The following is an 18499-nucleotide window of genomic DNA, read 5'->3' as shown; positions in this document are numbered from 1 at the left end:
AATAGAGTCCAAAGATAGGGGCTCAGCCCTGATCTTCCAAGAGCACCTTGCGCGAGAAGGAAGCGAATTCCCGCCGCCAGATCACACCACATGTAACAAAAGCCGCTATAATAAGCGGTATGGCCCCCGCAAGCCACGCCACAGCGGCCAGCCCGAAATAAATCGCCCGCAGCCCACGGTTAAAGCTGCGCGCGGCTGCGATGTTCAGCTCGGCTGCTTTGCGGGCAAACGACGGGGCGGTGGGGTCTGCAGGGTCGTTCGGCGCGGCACCCACCATGACCGAGCAGTAGCCGAACAAGCGGTTCGACCAGACGAATTTCAAGAATGCGTTGGTCAGGAACCCGACGATCACGAGAAGTTTCATTTCCCAGACAATTGTAGGCGCGGCCTTTTCCGTGAGGTCCTGCGCCACACCGGCAAGCTGGTCGGCATTCCCGATCAGGGCAAGCGTGCCGCCGATCGCGATCACGCAGGTCGAGGCAAAGAACGATGTCCCCTGCCGCAATGTCCCCATGGTCTGTGCATCGAAAATCCGCACTTCGCGGGCGATCATCTGTGTCATCCACTCCCGCCGGTAATTGGCCATGATCGACGAGGTTGACGGCTTGGCCGGGTTGGAATGTTCGATCCGCCAGCCGATTGCACACCATAGCAAGATCAGCACAGCAAAACCTGCAACATCAAGGGGCGTAAAGAACGCAAGATCGCCAAATCTGTTCATGCGTTCTGTTTAAGTCGCCATGGGTGGTTTATCCAGTGCTGTCTATTGCGGGCTCAGATCTTTGAAGACGCCGATAATCTTGGTGACGCGGCCTGTTTCGTCCTGAACGGCGCGGCCATGGCTTTCTACCGGAATCTCGTGGCCATCGGCCGAGATGATCCGCTTTTCGAAGCGGAATTCTCCGCCATTGTCGATGGCGTCCTCTACAATTTTGGCCACGGCTTCGCGGTCGTCAGGGTGGTAAAAGTTGATCGCGTCCCCCAGATTCGGGGTAGGCTGGTTGGCGTCGATACCATGGATGCGGTACACTTCTCTGGACCAATGCACTTCCTCGTTTTCCAGATCAACGCGCCAGTAACCAACGTGCGCCACGTCTTGTAGCAGGGTCAATTGCTGCACCAGCATTTCGGCATCTTGCTTGCCTTTGACCACATCAGAGATGTCGACGCCTACGGAATAAATCGTCGGTTTGTTTTCGCCCTGATGTTCATAGGCGATTTTATCAACGCTCAGCCATACGGGCGGGGCGTCGTCGCGGTCTACCTTATAGGTTGCTTGCACCACGCCGCGGTTGTTGTCGATCAGATCGGCCTCGATGACCTGAATTTGTGCGGTTGTCTCGGGGGAGTAGAGATCAAAGATGCTTTTGCCCAACACGTCTTCACGACTGTACCCCAGCAGTTTGGCCGAACTTTCAGAGGCGCGCAGCAAGGTCCCGTCAAGCGCGTGATGGGTCGCGAACAACATCGAGTTATTGAGCAACAGCTCCATCTCGCGGGCGAGGCCGGGGAATTCGGTGACCACCATCGTGACGCCCAAAATCTGGCCATGCACGTTGAAGTAGGGTGAACACGTCAACAAAACGCGGGTGTCGTTCGAGTTGAACTCGGTCGTGACGGTTTCGCCCACTTTCAAGGCTTCCGAGCACAAGGGCGCAAGGCTGGGGTAGCCTTTGGGCAGCACGCATTGGCTGATGTGCGGGCTAGAGATCGGGCGGCGGATTGCAAAGCGGTTGGCGGCGGCATTGGTCGCCTGCGAGATTTGCAGCGCGTTGTCCATTACGATGATCGCCAGCGGGGTGCTTTCGATGACCGAGGTCAGCTCCCCTGTACGACCCGACAGTTCGGCCGCCGTGACCTGTAGTTCTTCGTTGACGGTGATCAGTTCTTCGTTGGTGGATTGCAGTTCTTCGTTCGAGGTTTCCAGCTCTTCGTTGGTGGCTTGCAGTTCCTCGTTGGTGGATTGCAGCTCTTCGTTCAACGATTGCAGTTCCTCGTTCGAGGTCTCCAGCTCTTCGATGGTTTGTTGTAGCGCCTCGCGGGTGGTTGCGATCTCATGTTCCAGCGCGCGGATTTGTTCTGCATTGCCGCCACTTTCGACCGTGGAAGAAGAGATGACCGCCATTCTCGTGTGGTCGATCTCGAGCGCGTTGAACACAACGAGGGCTGCTTTTTCGCTGATGTCCTTGGCGATGATCGGATAGACATCTATGCGGGTTTCGGTATCCGCGTCATCGGCCAGCAGGTGGCGCACGCCGGCGCGGTGGGCGTTGTTGCGCAAAGCAATCGTGACAAGGCTGCGGGCTTCTTCGCGCAGCGGGCTGCGCAGCAGCTCCAGATGCATTTTGAGCGAGCTTGAAGACTTGATCTCGATATATTTGCTCATGTCGCCGTAGACACGCGCGATCGAGAAATCTTCCGTCACCAGAAGCGAGTTTTCACCCAGCGAGGCGGCCAGCGCCTCAAACAGGTGGCGGTCGGCGGATTGTGCGCGTTCGGCTGGGGCGACGGGGCGGGTGACGTAGGGGTTTCGTTGCCCGATAAAGGTCGGCTTGCTTTGTCCCCGCAAGCGGCGTTTGCGGAAGATATGCGCCGATTGCCGTTCGGGCGTGAACATGTCATCCGCGCCTGCCACGCTTTCTGCGGTGCCAAGGAACAGCAGGCCGTCGCTTGCCAGTGAATAGTGGAAACGGGACATGACTTTGTGCTGTAGCGCATTGCCGAAATAAATCAGCAGGTTGCGGCAGCACAGCAGGTCAATCTTCTGAAATGGCGGATCCTGACAGACGTTGTGATCCGAGAACAGGATGGCCGCACGCAGACTGTCGACAACCCGCACGCCCTCGCTTTGCCGGATCAGGTATTTATCGGCCAGCTTTTTGGGGATTTCGTTCAACGCCGACAGGCTATAGACGCCGCGCCGCGCCACTTGCAATGCGTCCTTGTCGATGTCAGTGGCAAAAATCTGCACAATGTCTTTGAGCGGGCGACCGTCCTCGGCCAAGGCCTCTGACAGCATCATCGCGATGGAATAGGCTTCCTCGCCTGTGGCGCAGCCCGCGATCCAGATTCGCATCGGGGCGCCGTTGCGGCCCTCAACCAGTTGGGGGAGGAGCTCGCTAAGCTGGTTGAACTCGTCTTTGTCGCGGAAAAACCGCGTGACCGAGATCAGCAAGTCTTTGAACAACGCGTCCAGCGCGTGCGGATTGGTGCGGCAGAACTGGGTGTATTCTTCCTGCGTGCCAATCCCCAAGGCGACCATCCGCCGTTCAATCCGGCGGTTGATTGTCGCCTGTTTATATTCGCGGAAATCCACGCGGGTACGGGCCAGCAGAATTTGCAGCAGGTCCGACACAGGGCTTTCATTCAGCGCGCCTTTGCGGAACTCCCCGAAATCACGTTTCGAGGTGAGGATCTTTTGCAGATGCGTGCCGATGTCGCTGGGGGGCAGGATCAGATCAACACATCCTGTCTGCACCGCACTATAGGGCATACCATCGTATTTTGCAGTCTCATTGTCCTGCGCGATGGTGATGCCGCCCGCTTCGCGGATGGCTTGCACGCCATACGACCCGTCACTGCCTGTCCCTGACAAAATGATCGCAACGGACTTTTCACCGTAGGAATCGGCAAGGCTGGTCAGGAAGCGGTCAACAGACGGCTTGGGCGAGGCCAATTCGGGGCTGGGATCGGTCAGGCGCAGCTTGCCGTCTTCAAACAGAATATCCGTTCGCGGCGGCGTGATATGTATCACGTTGCGCTCTGGCACCATGCCATCAACCACATCGCGCACCACCAAAGTGGTCTGGCGTGCGACCAGCTCTGTCATCAGGCTTTTGTGGTGGGGGGACATGTGCTGCACCACGACATAGGAAACAGGCAGATCCAAGGGCAGCGTGTTGACCAATTCGCGAATCGCTTCAAGCCCGCCAGCGGATGAGCCAATGGCAATGAGTGTCAGATCATCCTCAGACATATGTCCCTTTCAGCGCCTCGGCTGCGTGGCGCAGTAATCGTTGTACACGCTTAGGTTATATCGGTTTTTTGCTAAATGATAGGATAGGTTGCACTGTAATACCCGAATTGCAGAAGCCACATCCCCACGCGAAGCAGCGTGACGTTTACCATCCGTAAATAAGTTTTTCCTAACTCTAAATGAAATCACGCAAACTCTACGGGTGTTTAAATGAAAACAGAATGTTTCGACGGTGAACAAAATAGCAACTCGGGGCCGATGCGCTTTTTGATCAATATCTTTGTGCCGCACCGCGGCCCGGCCGAAGTACGTTCGTGCGAAATGGCGGGCAACAAGTGGCGCAATCGGACGTCCTTTACCAATGCGCGAAAAGTCGAAGACGTATTCTCACCCGATATTGCAAACGGGCTGTACCGGTTGCTTGGCAAGATTTCGGCGAAGACGCGGATATTGTCCGTGCCCGATCATCTGGTCGAGGTGACGGGCCTTGTTATGGGTGGCATTCAGTTGGTCACAAACTTTGCCGAAGACGGCAGCGCGGTGGTGATCATGCGGTTCAAGCACATCATCGGCGGTATCCAGAACGCCTTTGTCTCGGCCTTTGGTCTTTCTGATCCTGTGGCTGAACTGCGTGATGATCTTGCGATTGAGGTGCTGGCTGATCTGTCCATGCCCTTGCTTGATATTTGCAGCTACGTTGAGGCCTTGGGCGTGACCGAGGATCAGCTGGAACATCCGGTGCTGTGGAGTGTCGCGAAACACGCGGGCGAAATCCGGTTTCAGGTTGAGTTGATCAAACGCTACCTTGACCGGCTGGAGGCAGAGCCGGTCGCGGTGCCTGTCATGGCGCAGCCTGAACCGCACGCCTTGCGCCTAGTGTTGCGTTAACGGCGGGCGTTCGGAAGTCTCTCTTGTTCTCGGGGCGGAAGATTGGTAATATTATTTTACCAATATTTTCCGCGCCGCTGGGATGGGAGTATTCCTAATGCAAATGCCGACACCGGACCCGACGATTCTTGCCCGTAAGGCACGTATTGTTCAGCGGCTTGGGGCCGTGTTGCCCGAGGATGCGATTATCCATGAGGAGGCGGAGACCCGTGCGTATGAATGTGACGCGCTGACGGCCTATCGCTGTGCGCCGATGCTGGCCGTGCTTCCTGCGACGACGCAAGAGGTCTCGGACGTTCTGCGGATTTGCCATGAGGAAGGCGTGCCCGTTGTCCCGCGTGGGTCGGGGACTTCGCTGGCGGGTGGCGCGTTGCCCACGGCGGATTGCGTTATCCTTGGCGTGGCGCGGATGAATGACGTGCTCGAAACCGACTATGACAACAGGTTTATCCGCGTACAGACGGGTCGCACCAACCTGAGCGTGACCGGCGCTGTTGAGGAGGACGGATTTTTCTACGCGCCCGACCCCTCCAGCCAGTTGGCCTGCGCGATTGCAGGCAATATCGCTATGAACTCTGGCGGGGCGCATTGCCTGAAATACGGCGTGACCACCAACAACCTGATGGGCGTGAAGATGGTTCTGATGGACGGCGAGGTTGTCGATATCGGGGGCACATATCTGGACGCGGGCGGGTTGGACCTGTTGGGGGTGATCTGCGGCTCTGAGGGGCAGCTGGGTGTCGTCACCGAAGCCACTTTGCGTATTCTGCACAAACCCGAAGGTGCGCGGCCTGTCCTGATGGGCTTTGACGACAATGAAATCGCGGGTGCCTGTGTTTCCGACATCATCAAGGCAGGTGTCCTGCCCGTTGCGATCGAGTTCATGGACCGCCCCTGCATCGAGGCGACCGAGGCGTTTGCCAAGGCGGGCTATCCCATGTGCGAGGCGCTGCTGATCGTCGAGGTCGAAGGCTCGGACGCCGAGATTGATCACCAGCTGGATTTGATCATGAAGATCGCCCGCAAGCATAACCCCGTTGAGCTGCGCCAAAGTAAATCCGCCGAAGAAAGCGCTGCCATCTGGCTGGGCCGTAAAAGTGCGTTCGGCGCAATGGGGCAGATCAACGACTACATGTGTCTCGACGGCACGATCCCTGTGTCGAGCCTGCCTTTCGTGCTCCGCCGCATTGGCGAGATGTCGGACGAATATGGTTTGAAAGTCGGCAACGTTTTTCACGCAGGCGACGGCAATATGCATCCGCTGATCCTGTTTGATGCAAACAAGCCCGGTGATCTGGAGCTGTGTGAGGCATTCGGCGCGGACATCCTGAAGCTTTGCGTGGAAGTGGGTGGATGTTTGACAGGCGAGCATGGTGTCGGCATCGAGAAACGTGACCTGATGCATGTGCAATATGCGCCTGCCGATCTTGAGGCGCAGATGGCCGTTAAGGACGTGTTTGACTCAAGTTGGTTGTTGAACCCCGCAAAGGTATTCCCGCTTGATGCTTCTGACGCGCGTCGTCAACTGTCGGTTGCTGCGGAATAGATGTTTGACTTGGGAGGCTAGCCTCCCAAACCCTCCAGAGGATTTATGGCCAGAAAAAATATGCATATGCCAGCGGATGAAGCCGAACTGGCCGAGGTGATTGCTGCGACGGCGGTGCCGCTTGCGGTTGTTGGTGGCGGAACGCGTGGCGTTATCTGTGCGGGCGAGGGACTGAGCACTTCGGCGATTAGCGGGATCACGCTGTATGAGCCGGGGGCGATGACCGTTGTGGCCAAGGCAGGAACGCCGGTAGCCGAGATTGAAGCGGCCTTGGCTGCGGAGAACCAGCGGCTTGCGTTCGAGCCTATGGACCACCGCGTGCTGATGGGAACCACCGGTGCGCCGACGATTGGCGGTGTGATGGCCGCGAACGTGAGCGGGCCGCGGCGGATATCTGTCGGAGCAGCGCGGGACTTCCTGTTGGGTGTGCGGTTTGTTGATGGCGTCGGCACTGTCGTCAAAAACGGCGGGCGGGTGATGAAGAACGTGACCGGCTATGATCTTGTGAAGTTGATGGCGGGGGCGCACGGAACGCTTGGTGTGTTGAGTGAGGTATCGCTGAAGGCGCTGCCGTGTCCCGAGACGCAGGCGACATTGGTTCTGCACGGGTTGGACGATGCGGCTGCGGTCGCGGCTTTGGCATCGGCGCTGGGCAGCCCCTATGAAGTGTCCGCTGCGGCCCATGATCCGCAAACGCGGGAGACATTGTTGCGGGTTGAGGGGTTTGAGGCGTCTGTTGCCTACCGGATCCAATCGCTGCGCGACCTGTTGGGCGGTGAAGCAACAGTCGAGCAAGACCCCACAGCCCGTTGGGATGCGTGGCGCGATGTCGACGGGTTTGCAGAGAATGATCGTGATGTATGGCGGGTGTCATGCAAGCCGTCAGATGCGCCCGATCTGGTGGCGCGGGTGGATGCGGATGCTGTGCGCTATGACTGGGCAGGCGGGTTGATTTGGCTGGCTGTGGCGCGGGGCTATGACCTACGGGCGGCGTTGGGTGCTTATGACGGGCACGCAACGCTGGTGCGGGGCAATGGCTTTGCCCGGTTTGAGCAGGAGGCCGCGGGTGTTGCGCGGTTAACGGCAGGCGTGCGTGCGCGGTTCGATCCGCGTGGCGTGTTGAATGCAGGTCTGATGGGATGACCTATGCTGCGCTTTTTGTGATTGTGTTCGTCGGTGGCCCGTTGGCCTTTCGCGCCTTGACGCAGGGCGGCCCGTCGCCCGCGGCCTTTCGCAGGCTTGCCTTGTTCACCGCGCTGTGTGCCGCGATTGGATTGACGCTGCGCTTTGGGTTTGCGGAGCTTTGGGGGCGCAACCTTTTGGTGACGGGATCGGGCCTTGCGTTTATTTGGGGCGGCTGGATTGGCGTTCTGGCCTATGGCGCACAGGCGTTGCGGCGGATGGATGGCGGGCGGCGCATGCGGCGCTGGACCGCTGTGATAGGAGCAATGGGCACAACGGTGCCGTGGTTCGGTTTGGCGAGCGCCAATTTGCTGGCCACCTGAGGGGATAATATGCAAACGACTTTCACTGACGACCAGCTCAAAGAGCCAGGCACCGCCCGCGCAAACGAGATTTTGCGCGCCTGCGTGCATTGCGGGTTTTGCACGGCGACTTGCCCCACCTATCAAGTGTTGGGGGACGAGTTGGACAGCCCGCGGGGGCGTATCTATCTGATCAAGGACATGCTTGAAAACGAGCGGGTGCCTGATGAGAAAACAGTGAAACACATAGACCGCTGCCTGAGCTGTCTGGCCTGTATGACGACCTGCCCGTCGGGGGTGCATTATATGCATCTGGTGGATCATGCCCGCGACTATATCGAGCAGAAGTACAAGCGCCCCTTTTCGGACCGTGCCTTGCGCTGGGTGCTGGCGCGGATTTTGCCCTATCCGATGCGGTTCCGCGTGGCGCTGTTGGGGGCCAAAATCGGGCGACCGTTTGCGCGGTTCATGCCCGATGACCGCCTGCGGGCGATGCTAGAGATGGCGCCGAAACATATCCCGCCCGTCAGCCGCAATGACGATCCGCAGACTTTCGCCCCGAAAGCTACAAAACGGATGCGCGTGGCGCTGATGACAGGCTGTGCACAAAAGGCGCTGAATACTGATATCAACGATGCAACGATCCGCTTGTTGACCCGATTGGGGGCCGAGGTGGTGGTGGCCGAAGGCGCAGGGTGCTGTGGCGCGCTGACCCATCACATGGGCAAAACCAGTGAGAGCCACGACACAGCGGCCAAGAATATCCGCGCTTGGGCGGCCGAGATGGATGGCGGCGGCTTGGATGCGATTGTGATCAACACTTCCGGCTGCGGCACCACGGTCAAGGACTACGGCCATATGTTCCGCAACGATCCGCTGGCCGACGATGCGGCGCGTGTAGCGGGCATTGCCCGCGATGTCTCGGAGGTGCTGATGAAGCTTACGGGCGGTGACTGGTCCTATTCCGAGGCGCAGCCCACGCGTGAGCTGCCCGAAAAAGGCACCGTTGTCGCCTATCACGCTGCCTGTTCTTTGCAGCATGGCCAACAGATCAAAACGCACCCCAAGACACTGCTGAGGAAGGCGGGCTTTACCATTGTCGAGCCTGCGGATCCGCACCTTTGTTGTGGCTCTGCCGGCACCTATAACCTGATGCAGCCCGAGATTTCGGCGCAGTTAAAAGATCGTAAGGTCAAGACGTTAGAGGCCAAGAACCCCGACATCATCGCGGCAGGGAACATCGGTTGTATGATGCAGATCGGCTCGGCGGCGCAAACGCCGATTGTGCATTCGGTCGAGCTGTTGGATTGGGCGTGGGGCGGGCCAAAGCCGCCTGCGCTGGACGGGGTGGATCGGCAAAAAGACAACATTCCGCGTCTTCGCTGACACACTGCCCTAATTTTGCCGCATCTTGCAGGTACGCGCTGAAGGCTATGGGGTACAGTTGGGGGCTATTCATTTGCGGCGTTGGATTTCTCTGACCGTTATCGGCCTATTCCTCACCTCTGGTGCTATGGCGAAAGACGTGCAGCTCAAACGGCTGGATAACGGGGACGATGCAAAAGCATGGCAGGCCGTCGGGCGGTTGGACATTGAGGGCAAAGGGTTTTGCACAGGAACGCTGATCGCGCCCAAATTGGTGCTGACGGCGGCGCATTGCCTTTTTGATGGTGAAACCGGCACGCGTATCGACGAAGGCCATATCGAATTCCTTGCCGGTTGGCGCAATGGCCGCGCAGGCGCCTACCGTGATGTGGCCCGCGTAGTTGTGCACCCCGAGTATGAATTTCACGAGACGCTATCGTCAGAGCGGGTGCGCAATGATCTGGCGCTGCTAGAGCTGGCCCAACCCATCCGCAACACTTCCATCCCACCGTTCCAGACCGCGGCCCAGCCCCGCACAGGGGACCGCGTAGGCGTTGTCAGCTATGCGCTGGACCGTGCCGAGGCACCGTCATTGCAAGAAGTCTGCGCCGTGCTGGCCCGTCAGGACGGGGTGCTTGTCACGTCATGTTCGGTCGATTTCGGTTCCAGCGGGGCGCCGATTTTTGTGGTCCAAGACGGCAAAGCCCAGATCGTTTCAGTCGTATCGGCCAAGGCCGAGGTCCACGGCGAGGAAGTCTCGCTTGGGACCGCGCTGGGCCAGCCATTGGCCGAGCTTCAGGCAGAGCTGGTTGCGGGGCGCGCCGTTTATCTGGGGGCAAAACCGGGTCAAAAGCGTATCCGGGTAGGCGATGCAAAAACTGGCAATGGTGCAAAGTTCATCAAGCCATAGGGCCAGGCCTCCGCCCCCTCTTGAAATGAGAATTCAGCGCCCCCACATCGGTTGGGTCAGGACGCCTATGCAGGGTTCTGACGGAACCAAAACGGGCCTGTCCGCTGATGGAAGGCCCATATGACAATCGCTCAAGATATGAGGATGACTCTATGCGTAATTATGATTTTGCACCGCTTTACCGCTCCACCGTTGGTTTCGACCAGATCGCCAATATGATGGACCGCGTGCTGACAACCGAGACAAGCACACCCAGCTATCCGCCCTATAACATCGAAAAGCTGAACGATGACGCCTACCGCATTTCCATTGCGGCTGCGGGCTTTTCCGATACCGATCTAAGCGTCGAGGTGCGTGAGAAATCGCTGATCGTCTCTGCACGCAAAGCGGATGAGGCCGAGGACAAGACCTATCTGCACCGTGGCATCGCCACCCGCGCGTTCGAGCGCCGCTTCCATCTGGCCGACCACGTTGTCGTCACAGGGGCGACCCATGCCGACGGTATGCTGCACATCGAGCTGGAGCGTCAGGTGCCCGACGCGCTGAAACCGCGCCAGATCCAGATCACATCGGACAGCGCCGCGCTGACAAAAGATGTGGTTGATGCGAAATCGGTGAACTAACCCTTCACTCGAATGCTTGAAACGAAGGTCCGGCGCATCCCTGCGCCGGACTTTTTTGCATTCGGCCTTCCGCGCATCACCAAATATCAACCTGTCGCTGGCACACTCCTTTTTATCCGACGGAAAAAGGAGTTTCAGGGATGAGCAATTGGTCATGGTGCGCGGGCGCAATCGCAGGGGTCTTCACAGCAACAAGCCTATGCGCAGGGGCGGTGTCCCTGTTTGAGCCAGCCCCTCGTGCCGCGCTGATCCAACCCACCGCTGCATCCCTTGGCCGCACACAGGCCAGCGCCCCCGCCAGCCTGTTCGTCGGCCGCGCAGGGGCAAGCCTGTTCGCCCCCGCCAAACCGCGGGAGGTCATTGGCAAGCATCGCGGCATGACCAGCAATGCCGCACAGGTCATTCGCCAGATCATCCAGCAGGCGGAATCGCGCCGCGATGGCTATGACGCCGTGCAACATGGGGCGCGGATCAAACCGCCACGCAAGCCCACGCAAATGACCGTGGCCGAGATTTACAAATGGATCGCAGACACACCGGGCCAGCCCCACGCGATTGGGCGCTACCAATTCATTCCGCCCACGCTGCGCCATGTGATGCAGCAGGTCGGTGCCTCACCTTCGCAACGCTTCAGTCCCGATTTGCAGGACCAGCTTGCCGATGTGCTGCTGGCCGAGGCAGGGTACCACAAGGCCAAGGCCGGCAAGATGAGCCGCCGCACGTTTATGAATAATCTGGCAAAAATCTGGGCGGGTTTACCCAATGATACAGGCCAATCCCACTATCACGGATATGCGGGCAACAAGGCCTCGATGTCGTGGGCCAAGTTCGACGCGCAAATGGCCCGCGTTTTTGTGAATTGAATGCGCCGCCGCCCAAAGGGAGCCTTGGGCGGCGGCAAAACGATCAGACGCTCATGCAAATGTATTTCATTTCCAGATAGTCTTCGATGCCGTGGTGGCTGCCTTCGCGGCCAAGGCCGGATTGCTTGACGCCGCCAAACGGGGCCACCTCGGTCGAGATGAGGCCGGTGTTCACACCGACGATCCCGTATTCCAGCGCCTCGGCGACTTTGTAGACGCGGCTCAGGTCCTTGGCATAGAAATAGCTGGCCAGACCAAAGATCGTGTCATTCGCCATGCCGATCACATCATCCACAGTGTCGAATTTGAACAAAGGCGCCAGCGGGCCGAATGTCTCTTCCTGCGCCACAACCATGTCCTGCGTCACGCCCGTCAGGATAGTGGGCGCAAGGAAGTTGCCGTCCATCACGCCACCGTCACCCAACAATACGGTCGCCCCTTTGGCGGTCGCATCGTCGATATGCTCTTTGACCTTCTCGCCGGCCTCGGGGTTAATCAGCGGGCCGAGGGCCACGCCGTCCTCGAACCCGTCACCGACTTTCAGCTTTTCAACAGCCGTCTTCAGCTTGGCCGCGAAGGCGTCATAGACACCCGCCTGCACATAGATGCGGTTGGCGCAAACGCAGGTCTGGCCGTTGTTGCGGAACTTGCACAGGATCGCGCCTTCGACCGCCGCATCCAGATCGGCATCGTCAAACACGATGAACGGCGCGTTGCCACCCAACTCCATCGAGCATTTCATGACCTGCTCGGCGGCTTGCTTCATCAGGATGCGACCCACTTCGGTAGAGCCTGTGAAGGTGAGCTTGCGCACGGCTGGGTTCTCGCAGAACTCTTTGCCCACTTCGGACGAGGATGACGAAGGCACAACGTTGAACACGCCCGCAGGAATGCCGGCACGCTCGGCCAGCACGCCCATGACAATGGCAGACAGCGGAGTCTCTGCTGCGGGGCGGGCAACAAAGGAACAGCCAGCGGCCAGCGCGGGCGCGGCCTTGCGGGTGATCATCGCGTTCGGAAAATTCCAAGGCGTGATGGATGCGGCAACGCCGATAGGCTGTTTGATTACCGTGATGCGCTTATCACGCTGGTGGCCGGGGATCGTCTCGCCGTAGATGCGCTTGGCCTCTTCGCCGAAGAACTCGATGAAGGACGCGCCATAGGCGATCTCGCCCTTGGCTTCGGCCAGTGGTTTGCCCTGTTCAGCGGTCAGGATCGTGCCCAGATCGTCCTGGTTCTCCATCATCAGGTCGAACCATTTGCGCAACACGGCTGCGCGTTCCTTGCCCGTCCAAGCGGCCCATTCTTTTTGCGCGGCTTCGGCCTGTGCAACCGCGCCCGCGACCTGAGCGCGACTCAGGTCGGCGACTTTTGCGACCACATCGCCGCGTGCAGGGTTGATCACGTCGAATGTGCCATCTTCGCCCTCGACCCACTTGCCGCCGATAAAGGCGCGTGTTTCCAAAAGGCTAGGGTCTTTGAGCATCGACTTGAGGTCGGTAACAGAAGCGGTCATGCAGCGTCTCCTTGACGGTAAAGGCAAATCGTTCTGGGCACCCAAAGCAAGTCTGGATATGTTTGTCCAGTTCACAAGGAGAGGAACACCACGATGAAGCTAGATGATGCTTATGCCAATGGTGCGCATATTGAGGGTGCCGATGCCTATCCGCCACGCTGGCAGCAACAGGCGCAGGCGTTTCGCGATGAACTTGGTGCGCGGGCGCAATTGGGTGTCAAATACGGGTCCAGCCCGCGACAGGCGTTCGATATGTTCCTGCCCGAAGGCGTGTCACGGGGCACGGTGATCTTTGTGCATGGCGGCTATTGGAAAGCGTTCGATGCGTCCACGTGGTCGCATCTGGCGGCGGGGGCGCTGGCGCGGGGGTGGGCCGTTGCAATGCCCAGCTATGATCTGTGCCCTGACGTGACCATCGATGAGATCACCCGCCAGATCGCAGCCGCCGTGACCCGTGTGGCGGACCGCACTTTCGGCAAACTGGCCTTGGCGGGCCATTCTGCGGGCGGCCATCTGGTGTGCCGCATGACCGACCCGCTTGTCCTGCCGTCGGAAATCCGCGACCGCATCACCGCCGTGATCCCCATCTCTCCCGTGGCCGATCTGGCCCCGTTGATGGAGACGAGCATGAACGAGGTCTTGCAGATCGACGCCGCCACAGCCCAGGCCGAAAGCCCTGTGAACATGCAGCCGCCACACGGTCTGGACGTGACCATTTGGGTCGGCGCCGATGAGCGTCCCGCGTTTCTGGAGCAGGCCGAACAGCTGTCCCGCGCATGGGGTGCGCGCCGCGTGGTTGCCGAAGACGCGCACCACTTTGACGTCATCGACGCGCTGACCGACCCCGAAAGCGCCATGATAAAGGCTTTGCTGAGCCTTAAATAATCCGGCCCGCAGGGGTTAAGGTATCTGTGACTTGACTGTGAAACCCGCTTCCCTTTGAGCTACGGGTTTGCAACACTTCGCAAAACGGGAATGTGGAGGGGATGTAAATCCCCTTAACATTACCTATATAACCGATAAGACGTTTTTGACCGGAGGTATTTATGGCAAATCTTGATGCGCAGGTGCGCGAATCCCAAACGCAGGTGGCCGAGGCCCAAAGCAAAATCGCCGAGCTGACAAGCCGGATTGAAACCGCGCGTGCCAAGCTGAAAACAGGCGACGCGGCCGAGATCGATATCGAGAACGCCTCGCTTGAAGATGTGCATGCCCATACGGATGTGATGAATGCCAATATCGCCGAGCTGATTATGGGCCTCGACGATGTGACCGCGGGCTTCAGCCGCGACTTTGACGAGATGCGCTCCAAGACCGGTTGGGAAAGCGTCATCGGCATCTTCTCGTCGGCCAAGGCCGACAGCATGCGGCAGGAACGCGTGCGCAGCGCCTCGATCGATGACAAGTTGCAGGACCTGATTGCCAAGTCCGATACGATTGTTCAACTTCTCGAAGGGCAGCTGGCTGTTTTGGAAGAGCAGAAGACCAAGGTTGAGGGCAATCTGGTTGAGACGCTTGATGATCGCGAAATGACCGTGGCCGAGCTGGAGGCGCTGCGCGCCGACATCGGCGCGATGGACCCCGAGATTATCAAGCTGGAAAACGCCATTGCCTCCGAGACGGACGCGGCGAAGCGCACTGCGCTTGAGACGCAACTGGCCGACGCAAACAGCCGCTATAACGCGATGGTGCAGGAGGAGCAGGTCAAGCTCGCCAAGTCCCAAACGCTGGAACGCTATATCGACAAAGGCAAGACCTGGGTTGATTCACTGCAAAATCAGGCGGCAACGCAGATGGTGCTGATCAACAAGTTGCAGACCGACACGAAACAACGTGTCGTGCTGTATGATGCGCTGACCAAGTCGTTGAAAACTGCGCAGCAGCAGGACGTGGCCCACCGCATCAACGAGATTGGTGTGAAAACGGACCAAGAGGCACAATCGGCAATGGCGGGGATCGGCTCTGCCACCAATGCGCGTATGGCCGAGATGATGGAGAAGCACGAGGATCATATGGTCTTTGCCCGTGATGTGCTGGAGCAGAAGGCGAAAGCGGATGAACGCTTTGCCCGTCGGTTTGCGGCGATTATCGAAAAGCATGACAGCAATGCGTATGGGGAGTAAGCGGGCGCTCATCGTGCGTTGGGCCTGCGGCCCTGCCGTACTCTTCGCTTGCGGGGGGTGACATGACGGACCCGACCGCCGGCCACTATGACCTGAAGGACACCTTCGCCAGCCGCAGGTATTTCGCCAAGTTCCAAGGCATCATGCAGCACATGCTGCGTGTTGCGGGCGTGATGGAGGCCGAAGGCCAGCTGTCGCGCGACGAGGTGGATATTCTTGCGACTTACGCGACCAAACTGACCTACACGTTTCAGGCGCTCAGCTGGAAGTATCTGCTGGTCGGCCGCGAGACGGGGCGGTTTTTCGGCTCGCTCACGGTGGACGGGCAAGACAGCGGATTTCCCGTTGCCGAAGAGCTGATGACCATGGCCAATGACGCGCAGCAAGCGCAGGTGCATCTGGCCGCGCTGCCCTCGGTTGAGGCGCACAAAGACCAGATGGTACAGGCGATCCTGAGCGATCGGAAAGTGCCGACCAAGCTGCAATTTAGTCTCTCGCAAAGGCTCTATTACGAGGAATTGTTGAAGGGCGATCTGTTTTGGGTGCGCAATGATCCGCAGGCCAAATGGGTGCAGGATGTGGACGGGCGCCGCCGCTATCGGGTGCATTGGGCGACTTATGACAGTCAGGTGAATCTGCCGGTGATCTATTTGATGGATCTTGACGATTCCGGCGATACGCCGTTGCTGCGCGACACCCGCCGTTGGCCAGAAGTGCAGGCCCACCTGAGCGCGCAGGCGCTGGGCGGGCTGCAACTGGTCACAATCGCGCGCGGATTCGACGAAGACTTTGACGACCTGCATCCCAAACGCCTGCGGCGGTTTCATCTGGGGCCGATGTACAGCCACCAATACACCCGCCAGAACGGCCCGCTGCGCGATGTATTGGCCGAGGCGAAAGCCCCCGAAGGACAGGATTGGGCGATGGTCTGGACCGAAGAGGACCTCGTGTCGGACCGCGTGATCGAAGAGAAGGCAGGGTGGTTTTCCACGGTAGAGCGCGAGATATTCTCGATTGATCCGATGGGCCGGCAATCAACAATACTGGGGGCGACCCGCACACAGCGCAGCATCATCTTGCCGCAGCGCCCCTATCAGGTGTTGGAAGAGCACGACCCGCCAGGGTTCAACGGTGTGCGCAAATTTGTTGTCAGCCCTAAGGGGCGTGTTTTGCAGTATTGAACGCAGGCGTTTGCGCGGTTTGTGGCTGTGGGATTGAGTATTTTTGGCCAGAAAAAACAGGGCCGGTATGTATTTAGAGAGGGGTGGAGATGAGCCAGACATCTGATCAGATGGAGCTTCGGGAAGAAGATATTGCCAAGCATGTGGGCGTGGCGCAGGCGTTGATTGAAGGCTTCGATCATGCGCCCCGTATTGGCAAGGCGGCGAATGCGCCTGCGGCGGAGCGGTCCAGCGGGATTGGCACGCGGCGGCGGTTCCGCTCAACCACGCCGGGGTTAGTGACGCAGCGGCGAGTGGCCACGGGTGCGGTGCAGTTGCTGGCGCGGGTTGAGGGGGCGGATGGCGACGATGCCTTGATGTCGCCGTTGCAGGCGACGGTGCTGCATGCTGTTCGGCGCGCCATTGCGATTGCTTTGGCGGTGGCCGAGAATGTGGCGGAGCAGTCGGGGCTGGGCGACCTGAAACGCGCCAATCTGGAGGGGTCTTTGCCCGCCTCGCGCAAGGCGGAGTTTGGCGAGTTGCTGGCGGCGGAGGCTTTGGTGACGCTCTATGTCTTTGGCAATGCCACGGCCTATCTGTTGTCGTCGCATCTGCCCGAGGCGGCTGTTGAGGTCGGCGACGTGGATGAGGTGTTGACCGACAATGGGCAGACCGCGTTGCACGGCGCGTTGTGGGAGCTGGATCAGGACATTGCCGCCCATGCCAGTGATGATGCGCGTCTGGTTACAACGGTCAGTGCGTTTGCCGAGAGCCTGATGGAGAAGGTCGCCTTGCGGGCCGCCACTGCGCCGCGGCTTGAGGCGTTTGCCGCCGCCGCGTGGCATGTGGAGGCGGATGATTTCACGGTGCGCGGGTTCAGTCCTGCGTCGGCGGCGAAATCCACTACGCTGACCATGACGTTCAAGAAACCCAACGAGGTGGTGGGCAACCACATCGCGAAATACCAGTCGATGAAGCTGGCCAAGATGTTGATGGCCTATGACTTTGACCGCAGGCTCAATCCGTTTGCGGAGCTGGGCGGGTTTATCTTTACCTTCATGGGCGACGGCGCGCCGGGGACGGGGAAGACGACGCTGATCCAGATGATGGCGGGGCTGATCTCGGAGTATTGCGGCGTGGCGGGTTATCCCTTCCGCTATCAGAACCTATCGACCGATAACATCGACAGCTATCAGGGTAAGTCGGGGCAGAACGCCAAGGCGTTTATCAACAATGTGATTGATCCATCGGTTATCGGCTTTGGCACCATTGATGACATCGACCAGCTTGCGGGCAAGCGTGGCGATCGGCAGTCCAGCGCGGGCCAGCTGGAAATCACGGCTGTGTTGATGGAGAGTTTTGCGGGCGCTAATACCGTTGTGCGCGGGAATTGCACCTTCGGCATGTTCTCGAACTACCCCGAGAATGTGGACGACGCCCTGCGGCAACGGGCCGGGGCGCGGTTCTTGGTCGACGGGCCGCAGACGCGGGAGGACTACGTTGATATCCTCTATCTGCTGATGGGCAAGAACCACGATATTCCGCTGGGCGATCATACGGTGTTCGAGGCGCAGGCGATCAAAAAGGCAGTTGCCGCCAGTTTCGAGAGCCACGGCAAGCCGCATGAGGCGGGGCTGCTGGAGGTCTATGATGCCGTGCGCGGGCAGGTGGGCGAACTGGATACGATCAACAAGCTGGGCACGTACCTGAAGGGCATCCAAGAGGCCGACCCCCGCTTTACCGGCCGCGCGATCAAGAACATCACCGATGCGGTAAAGGTGCGCGCGATGGATTTCGAGCTGCCGGATGAATGGATGGAGGAGCCCGACCTGTTCCTGTTCAAAGACTACGACACCAAGAAGGCGATGATCGAGGAGATGCGCCAGCCCATCACGGTGGAGATGGTGGTGCAAGAGATCAACCGCTACGCGGATTCAGAGTTCCGCTATGCCGATAAGTCGGATGAGGTGGCGATTGACGCGATGGTGCGGGATATGGGGCGCAATGTTGAGGCGAAGAAGCGGTTTTTGGGGGAGATATAGAAA

15 protein-coding genes are annotated in these 18499 nt (G+C 59.1%); 12 read left to right on the top strand and 3 right to left on the bottom strand.

Annotated elements, in window-relative coordinates; all coding sequences use genetic code 11:
• Positions 1-22: 22 nt before the first annotated feature.
• On the bottom strand, positions 23-721 hold the full coding sequence (locus ABMC88_RS03780; RefSeq protein WP_349575485.1) for a DUF599 domain-containing protein: 699 nt from the start codon (positions 719-721) through the stop codon (positions 23-25).
• A gap of 42 nt (positions 722-763) precedes the next feature.
• Positions 764-3976, bottom strand: coding sequence for a chemotaxis protein CheB (locus ABMC88_RS03775; protein WP_349575484.1), 3213 nt, complete (start codon positions 3974-3976; stop codon positions 764-766).
• A 210-nt stretch (positions 3977-4186) separates the two neighbouring features.
• On the opposite strand from ABMC88_RS03775, the gene ABMC88_RS03770 reads away from it, so the two are divergent.
• The 8 genes from ABMC88_RS03770 (at position 4187) to ABMC88_RS03735 (ending at position 11655) form a co-directional block, all read left to right on the top strand.
• Positions 4187-4864 carry a hypothetical protein gene (locus ABMC88_RS03770; RefSeq protein ID WP_349575483.1) on the top strand — a complete coding sequence of 226 codons (678 nt, stop codon included), beginning with the start codon at positions 4187-4189 and terminating at the stop codon, positions 4862-4864.
• 97 nt (positions 4865-4961) lie between these two features.
• Positions 4962-6410: an FAD-linked oxidase C-terminal domain-containing protein gene (locus ABMC88_RS03765; RefSeq protein ID WP_349575482.1), complete on the top strand. Its 1449-nt coding sequence runs from the start codon at positions 4962-4964 to the stop codon at positions 6408-6410.
• 60 nt (positions 6411-6470) lie between these two features.
• A complete protein-coding gene (locus ABMC88_RS03760) occupies positions 6471-7553 on the top strand; it encodes an FAD-binding protein (protein ID WP_349575569.1) in 1083 nt (360 codons plus the stop codon).
• On the top strand, positions 7550-7915 hold the full coding sequence (locus ABMC88_RS03755) for a hypothetical protein (protein ID WP_349575481.1): 366 nt from the start codon (positions 7550-7552) through the stop codon (positions 7913-7915). Before ABMC88_RS03760 ends, ABMC88_RS03755 begins: the two co-directional genes overlap by 4 nt.
• 9 nt (positions 7916-7924) lie before the next feature.
• On the top strand, positions 7925-9280 hold the full coding sequence (gene glcF, locus ABMC88_RS03750) for a glycolate oxidase subunit GlcF (RefSeq protein ID WP_349575480.1): 1356 nt from the start codon (positions 7925-7927) through the stop codon (positions 9278-9280).
• A gap of 127 nt (positions 9281-9407) precedes the next feature.
• Positions 9408-10169, top strand: coding sequence for a trypsin-like serine peptidase (locus ABMC88_RS03745; protein WP_349575568.1), 762 nt, complete (start codon positions 9408-9410; stop codon positions 10167-10169).
• Positions 10170-10321: 152 nt separating this feature from the next.
• Positions 10322-10792, top strand: coding sequence for an Hsp20 family protein (locus tag ABMC88_RS03740; protein ID WP_349575479.1), 471 nt, complete (start codon positions 10322-10324; stop codon positions 10790-10792).
• 140 nt (positions 10793-10932) lie between these two features.
• Complete coding sequence (locus tag ABMC88_RS03735; RefSeq protein WP_349575478.1) at positions 10933-11655, top strand: hypothetical protein; 723 nt, start codon at positions 10933-10935, stop codon at positions 11653-11655.
• A 43-nt stretch (positions 11656-11698) separates the two neighbouring features.
• On the opposite strand, the gene ABMC88_RS03730 is transcribed toward ABMC88_RS03735, so the two are convergent.
• Positions 11699-13171 carry an NAD-dependent succinate-semialdehyde dehydrogenase gene (locus ABMC88_RS03730; RefSeq protein WP_349575477.1) on the bottom strand — a complete coding sequence of 491 codons (1473 nt, stop codon included), beginning with the start codon at positions 13169-13171 and terminating at the stop codon, positions 11699-11701.
• Positions 13172-13264: 93 nt separating this feature from the next.
• On the opposite strand from ABMC88_RS03730, the gene ABMC88_RS03725 reads away from it, so the two are divergent.
• From ABMC88_RS03725 to ABMC88_RS03710, 4 genes are all read left to right on the top strand, one after another.
• Complete coding sequence (locus ABMC88_RS03725; RefSeq protein WP_349575476.1) at positions 13265-14056, top strand: hormone-sensitive lipase; 792 nt, start codon at positions 13265-13267, stop codon at positions 14054-14056.
• A 161-nt stretch (positions 14057-14217) separates the two neighbouring features.
• On the top strand, positions 14218-15294 hold the full coding sequence (locus tag ABMC88_RS03720) for a coiled-coil domain-containing protein (RefSeq protein ID WP_349575475.1): 1077 nt from the start codon (positions 14218-14220) through the stop codon (positions 15292-15294).
• Between the two features lie 62 nt (positions 15295-15356).
• Complete coding sequence (locus ABMC88_RS03715; protein WP_349575474.1) at positions 15357-16475, top strand: hypothetical protein; 1119 nt, start codon at positions 15357-15359, stop codon at positions 16473-16475.
• 89 nt (positions 16476-16564) lie between these two features.
• Positions 16565-18496 carry an AAA family ATPase gene (locus ABMC88_RS03710; protein ID WP_349575473.1) on the top strand — a complete coding sequence of 644 codons (1932 nt, stop codon included), beginning with the start codon at positions 16565-16567 and terminating at the stop codon, positions 18494-18496.
• Positions 18497-18499 lie beyond the last annotated feature (3 nt).

The organism is Sulfitobacter aquimarinus, assembly GCF_040149565.1.
Taxonomy (GTDB): Bacteria; Pseudomonadota; Alphaproteobacteria; order Rhodobacterales; family Rhodobacteraceae; genus Sulfitobacter; species Sulfitobacter aquimarinus.
This window is presented reverse-complemented; position numbering and strand designations above follow the sequence as displayed.

Coding starts and splice junctions, on each gene's coding strand:
- ABMC88_RS03780 (WP_349575485.1), bottom strand. CDS start 721: ATGAACAGATTTGGCGATCTTGCGTTCTTTACGCCCCTTGATGTTGCA.
- ABMC88_RS03775 (WP_349575484.1), bottom strand. CDS start 3,976: ATGTCTGAGGATGATCTGACACTCATTGCCATTGGCTCATCCGCTGGC.
- ABMC88_RS03770 (WP_349575483.1), top strand. CDS start 4,187: ATGAAAACAGAATGTTTCGACGGTGAACAAAATAGCAACTCGGGGCCG.
- ABMC88_RS03765 (WP_349575482.1), top strand. CDS start 4,962: ATGCAAATGCCGACACCGGACCCGACGATTCTTGCCCGTAAGGCACGT.
- ABMC88_RS03760 (WP_349575569.1), top strand. CDS start 6,471: ATGCATATGCCAGCGGATGAAGCCGAACTGGCCGAGGTGATTGCTGCG.
- ABMC88_RS03755 (WP_349575481.1), top strand. CDS start 7,550: ATGACCTATGCTGCGCTTTTTGTGATTGTGTTCGTCGGTGGCCCGTTG.
- glcF (WP_349575480.1), top strand. CDS start 7,925: ATGCAAACGACTTTCACTGACGACCAGCTCAAAGAGCCAGGCACCGCC.
- ABMC88_RS03745 (WP_349575568.1), top strand. CDS start 9,408: ATGGCGAAAGACGTGCAGCTCAAACGGCTGGATAACGGGGACGATGCA.
- ABMC88_RS03740 (WP_349575479.1), top strand. CDS start 10,322: ATGCGTAATTATGATTTTGCACCGCTTTACCGCTCCACCGTTGGTTTC.
- ABMC88_RS03735 (WP_349575478.1), top strand. CDS start 10,933: ATGAGCAATTGGTCATGGTGCGCGGGCGCAATCGCAGGGGTCTTCACA.
- ABMC88_RS03730 (WP_349575477.1), bottom strand. CDS start 13,171: ATGACCGCTTCTGTTACCGACCTCAAGTCGATGCTCAAAGACCCTAGC.
- ABMC88_RS03725 (WP_349575476.1), top strand. CDS start 13,265: ATGAAGCTAGATGATGCTTATGCCAATGGTGCGCATATTGAGGGTGCC.
- ABMC88_RS03720 (WP_349575475.1), top strand. CDS start 14,218: ATGGCAAATCTTGATGCGCAGGTGCGCGAATCCCAAACGCAGGTGGCC.
- ABMC88_RS03715 (WP_349575474.1), top strand. CDS start 15,357: ATGACGGACCCGACCGCCGGCCACTATGACCTGAAGGACACCTTCGCC.
- ABMC88_RS03710 (WP_349575473.1), top strand. CDS start 16,565: ATGAGCCAGACATCTGATCAGATGGAGCTTCGGGAAGAAGATATTGCC.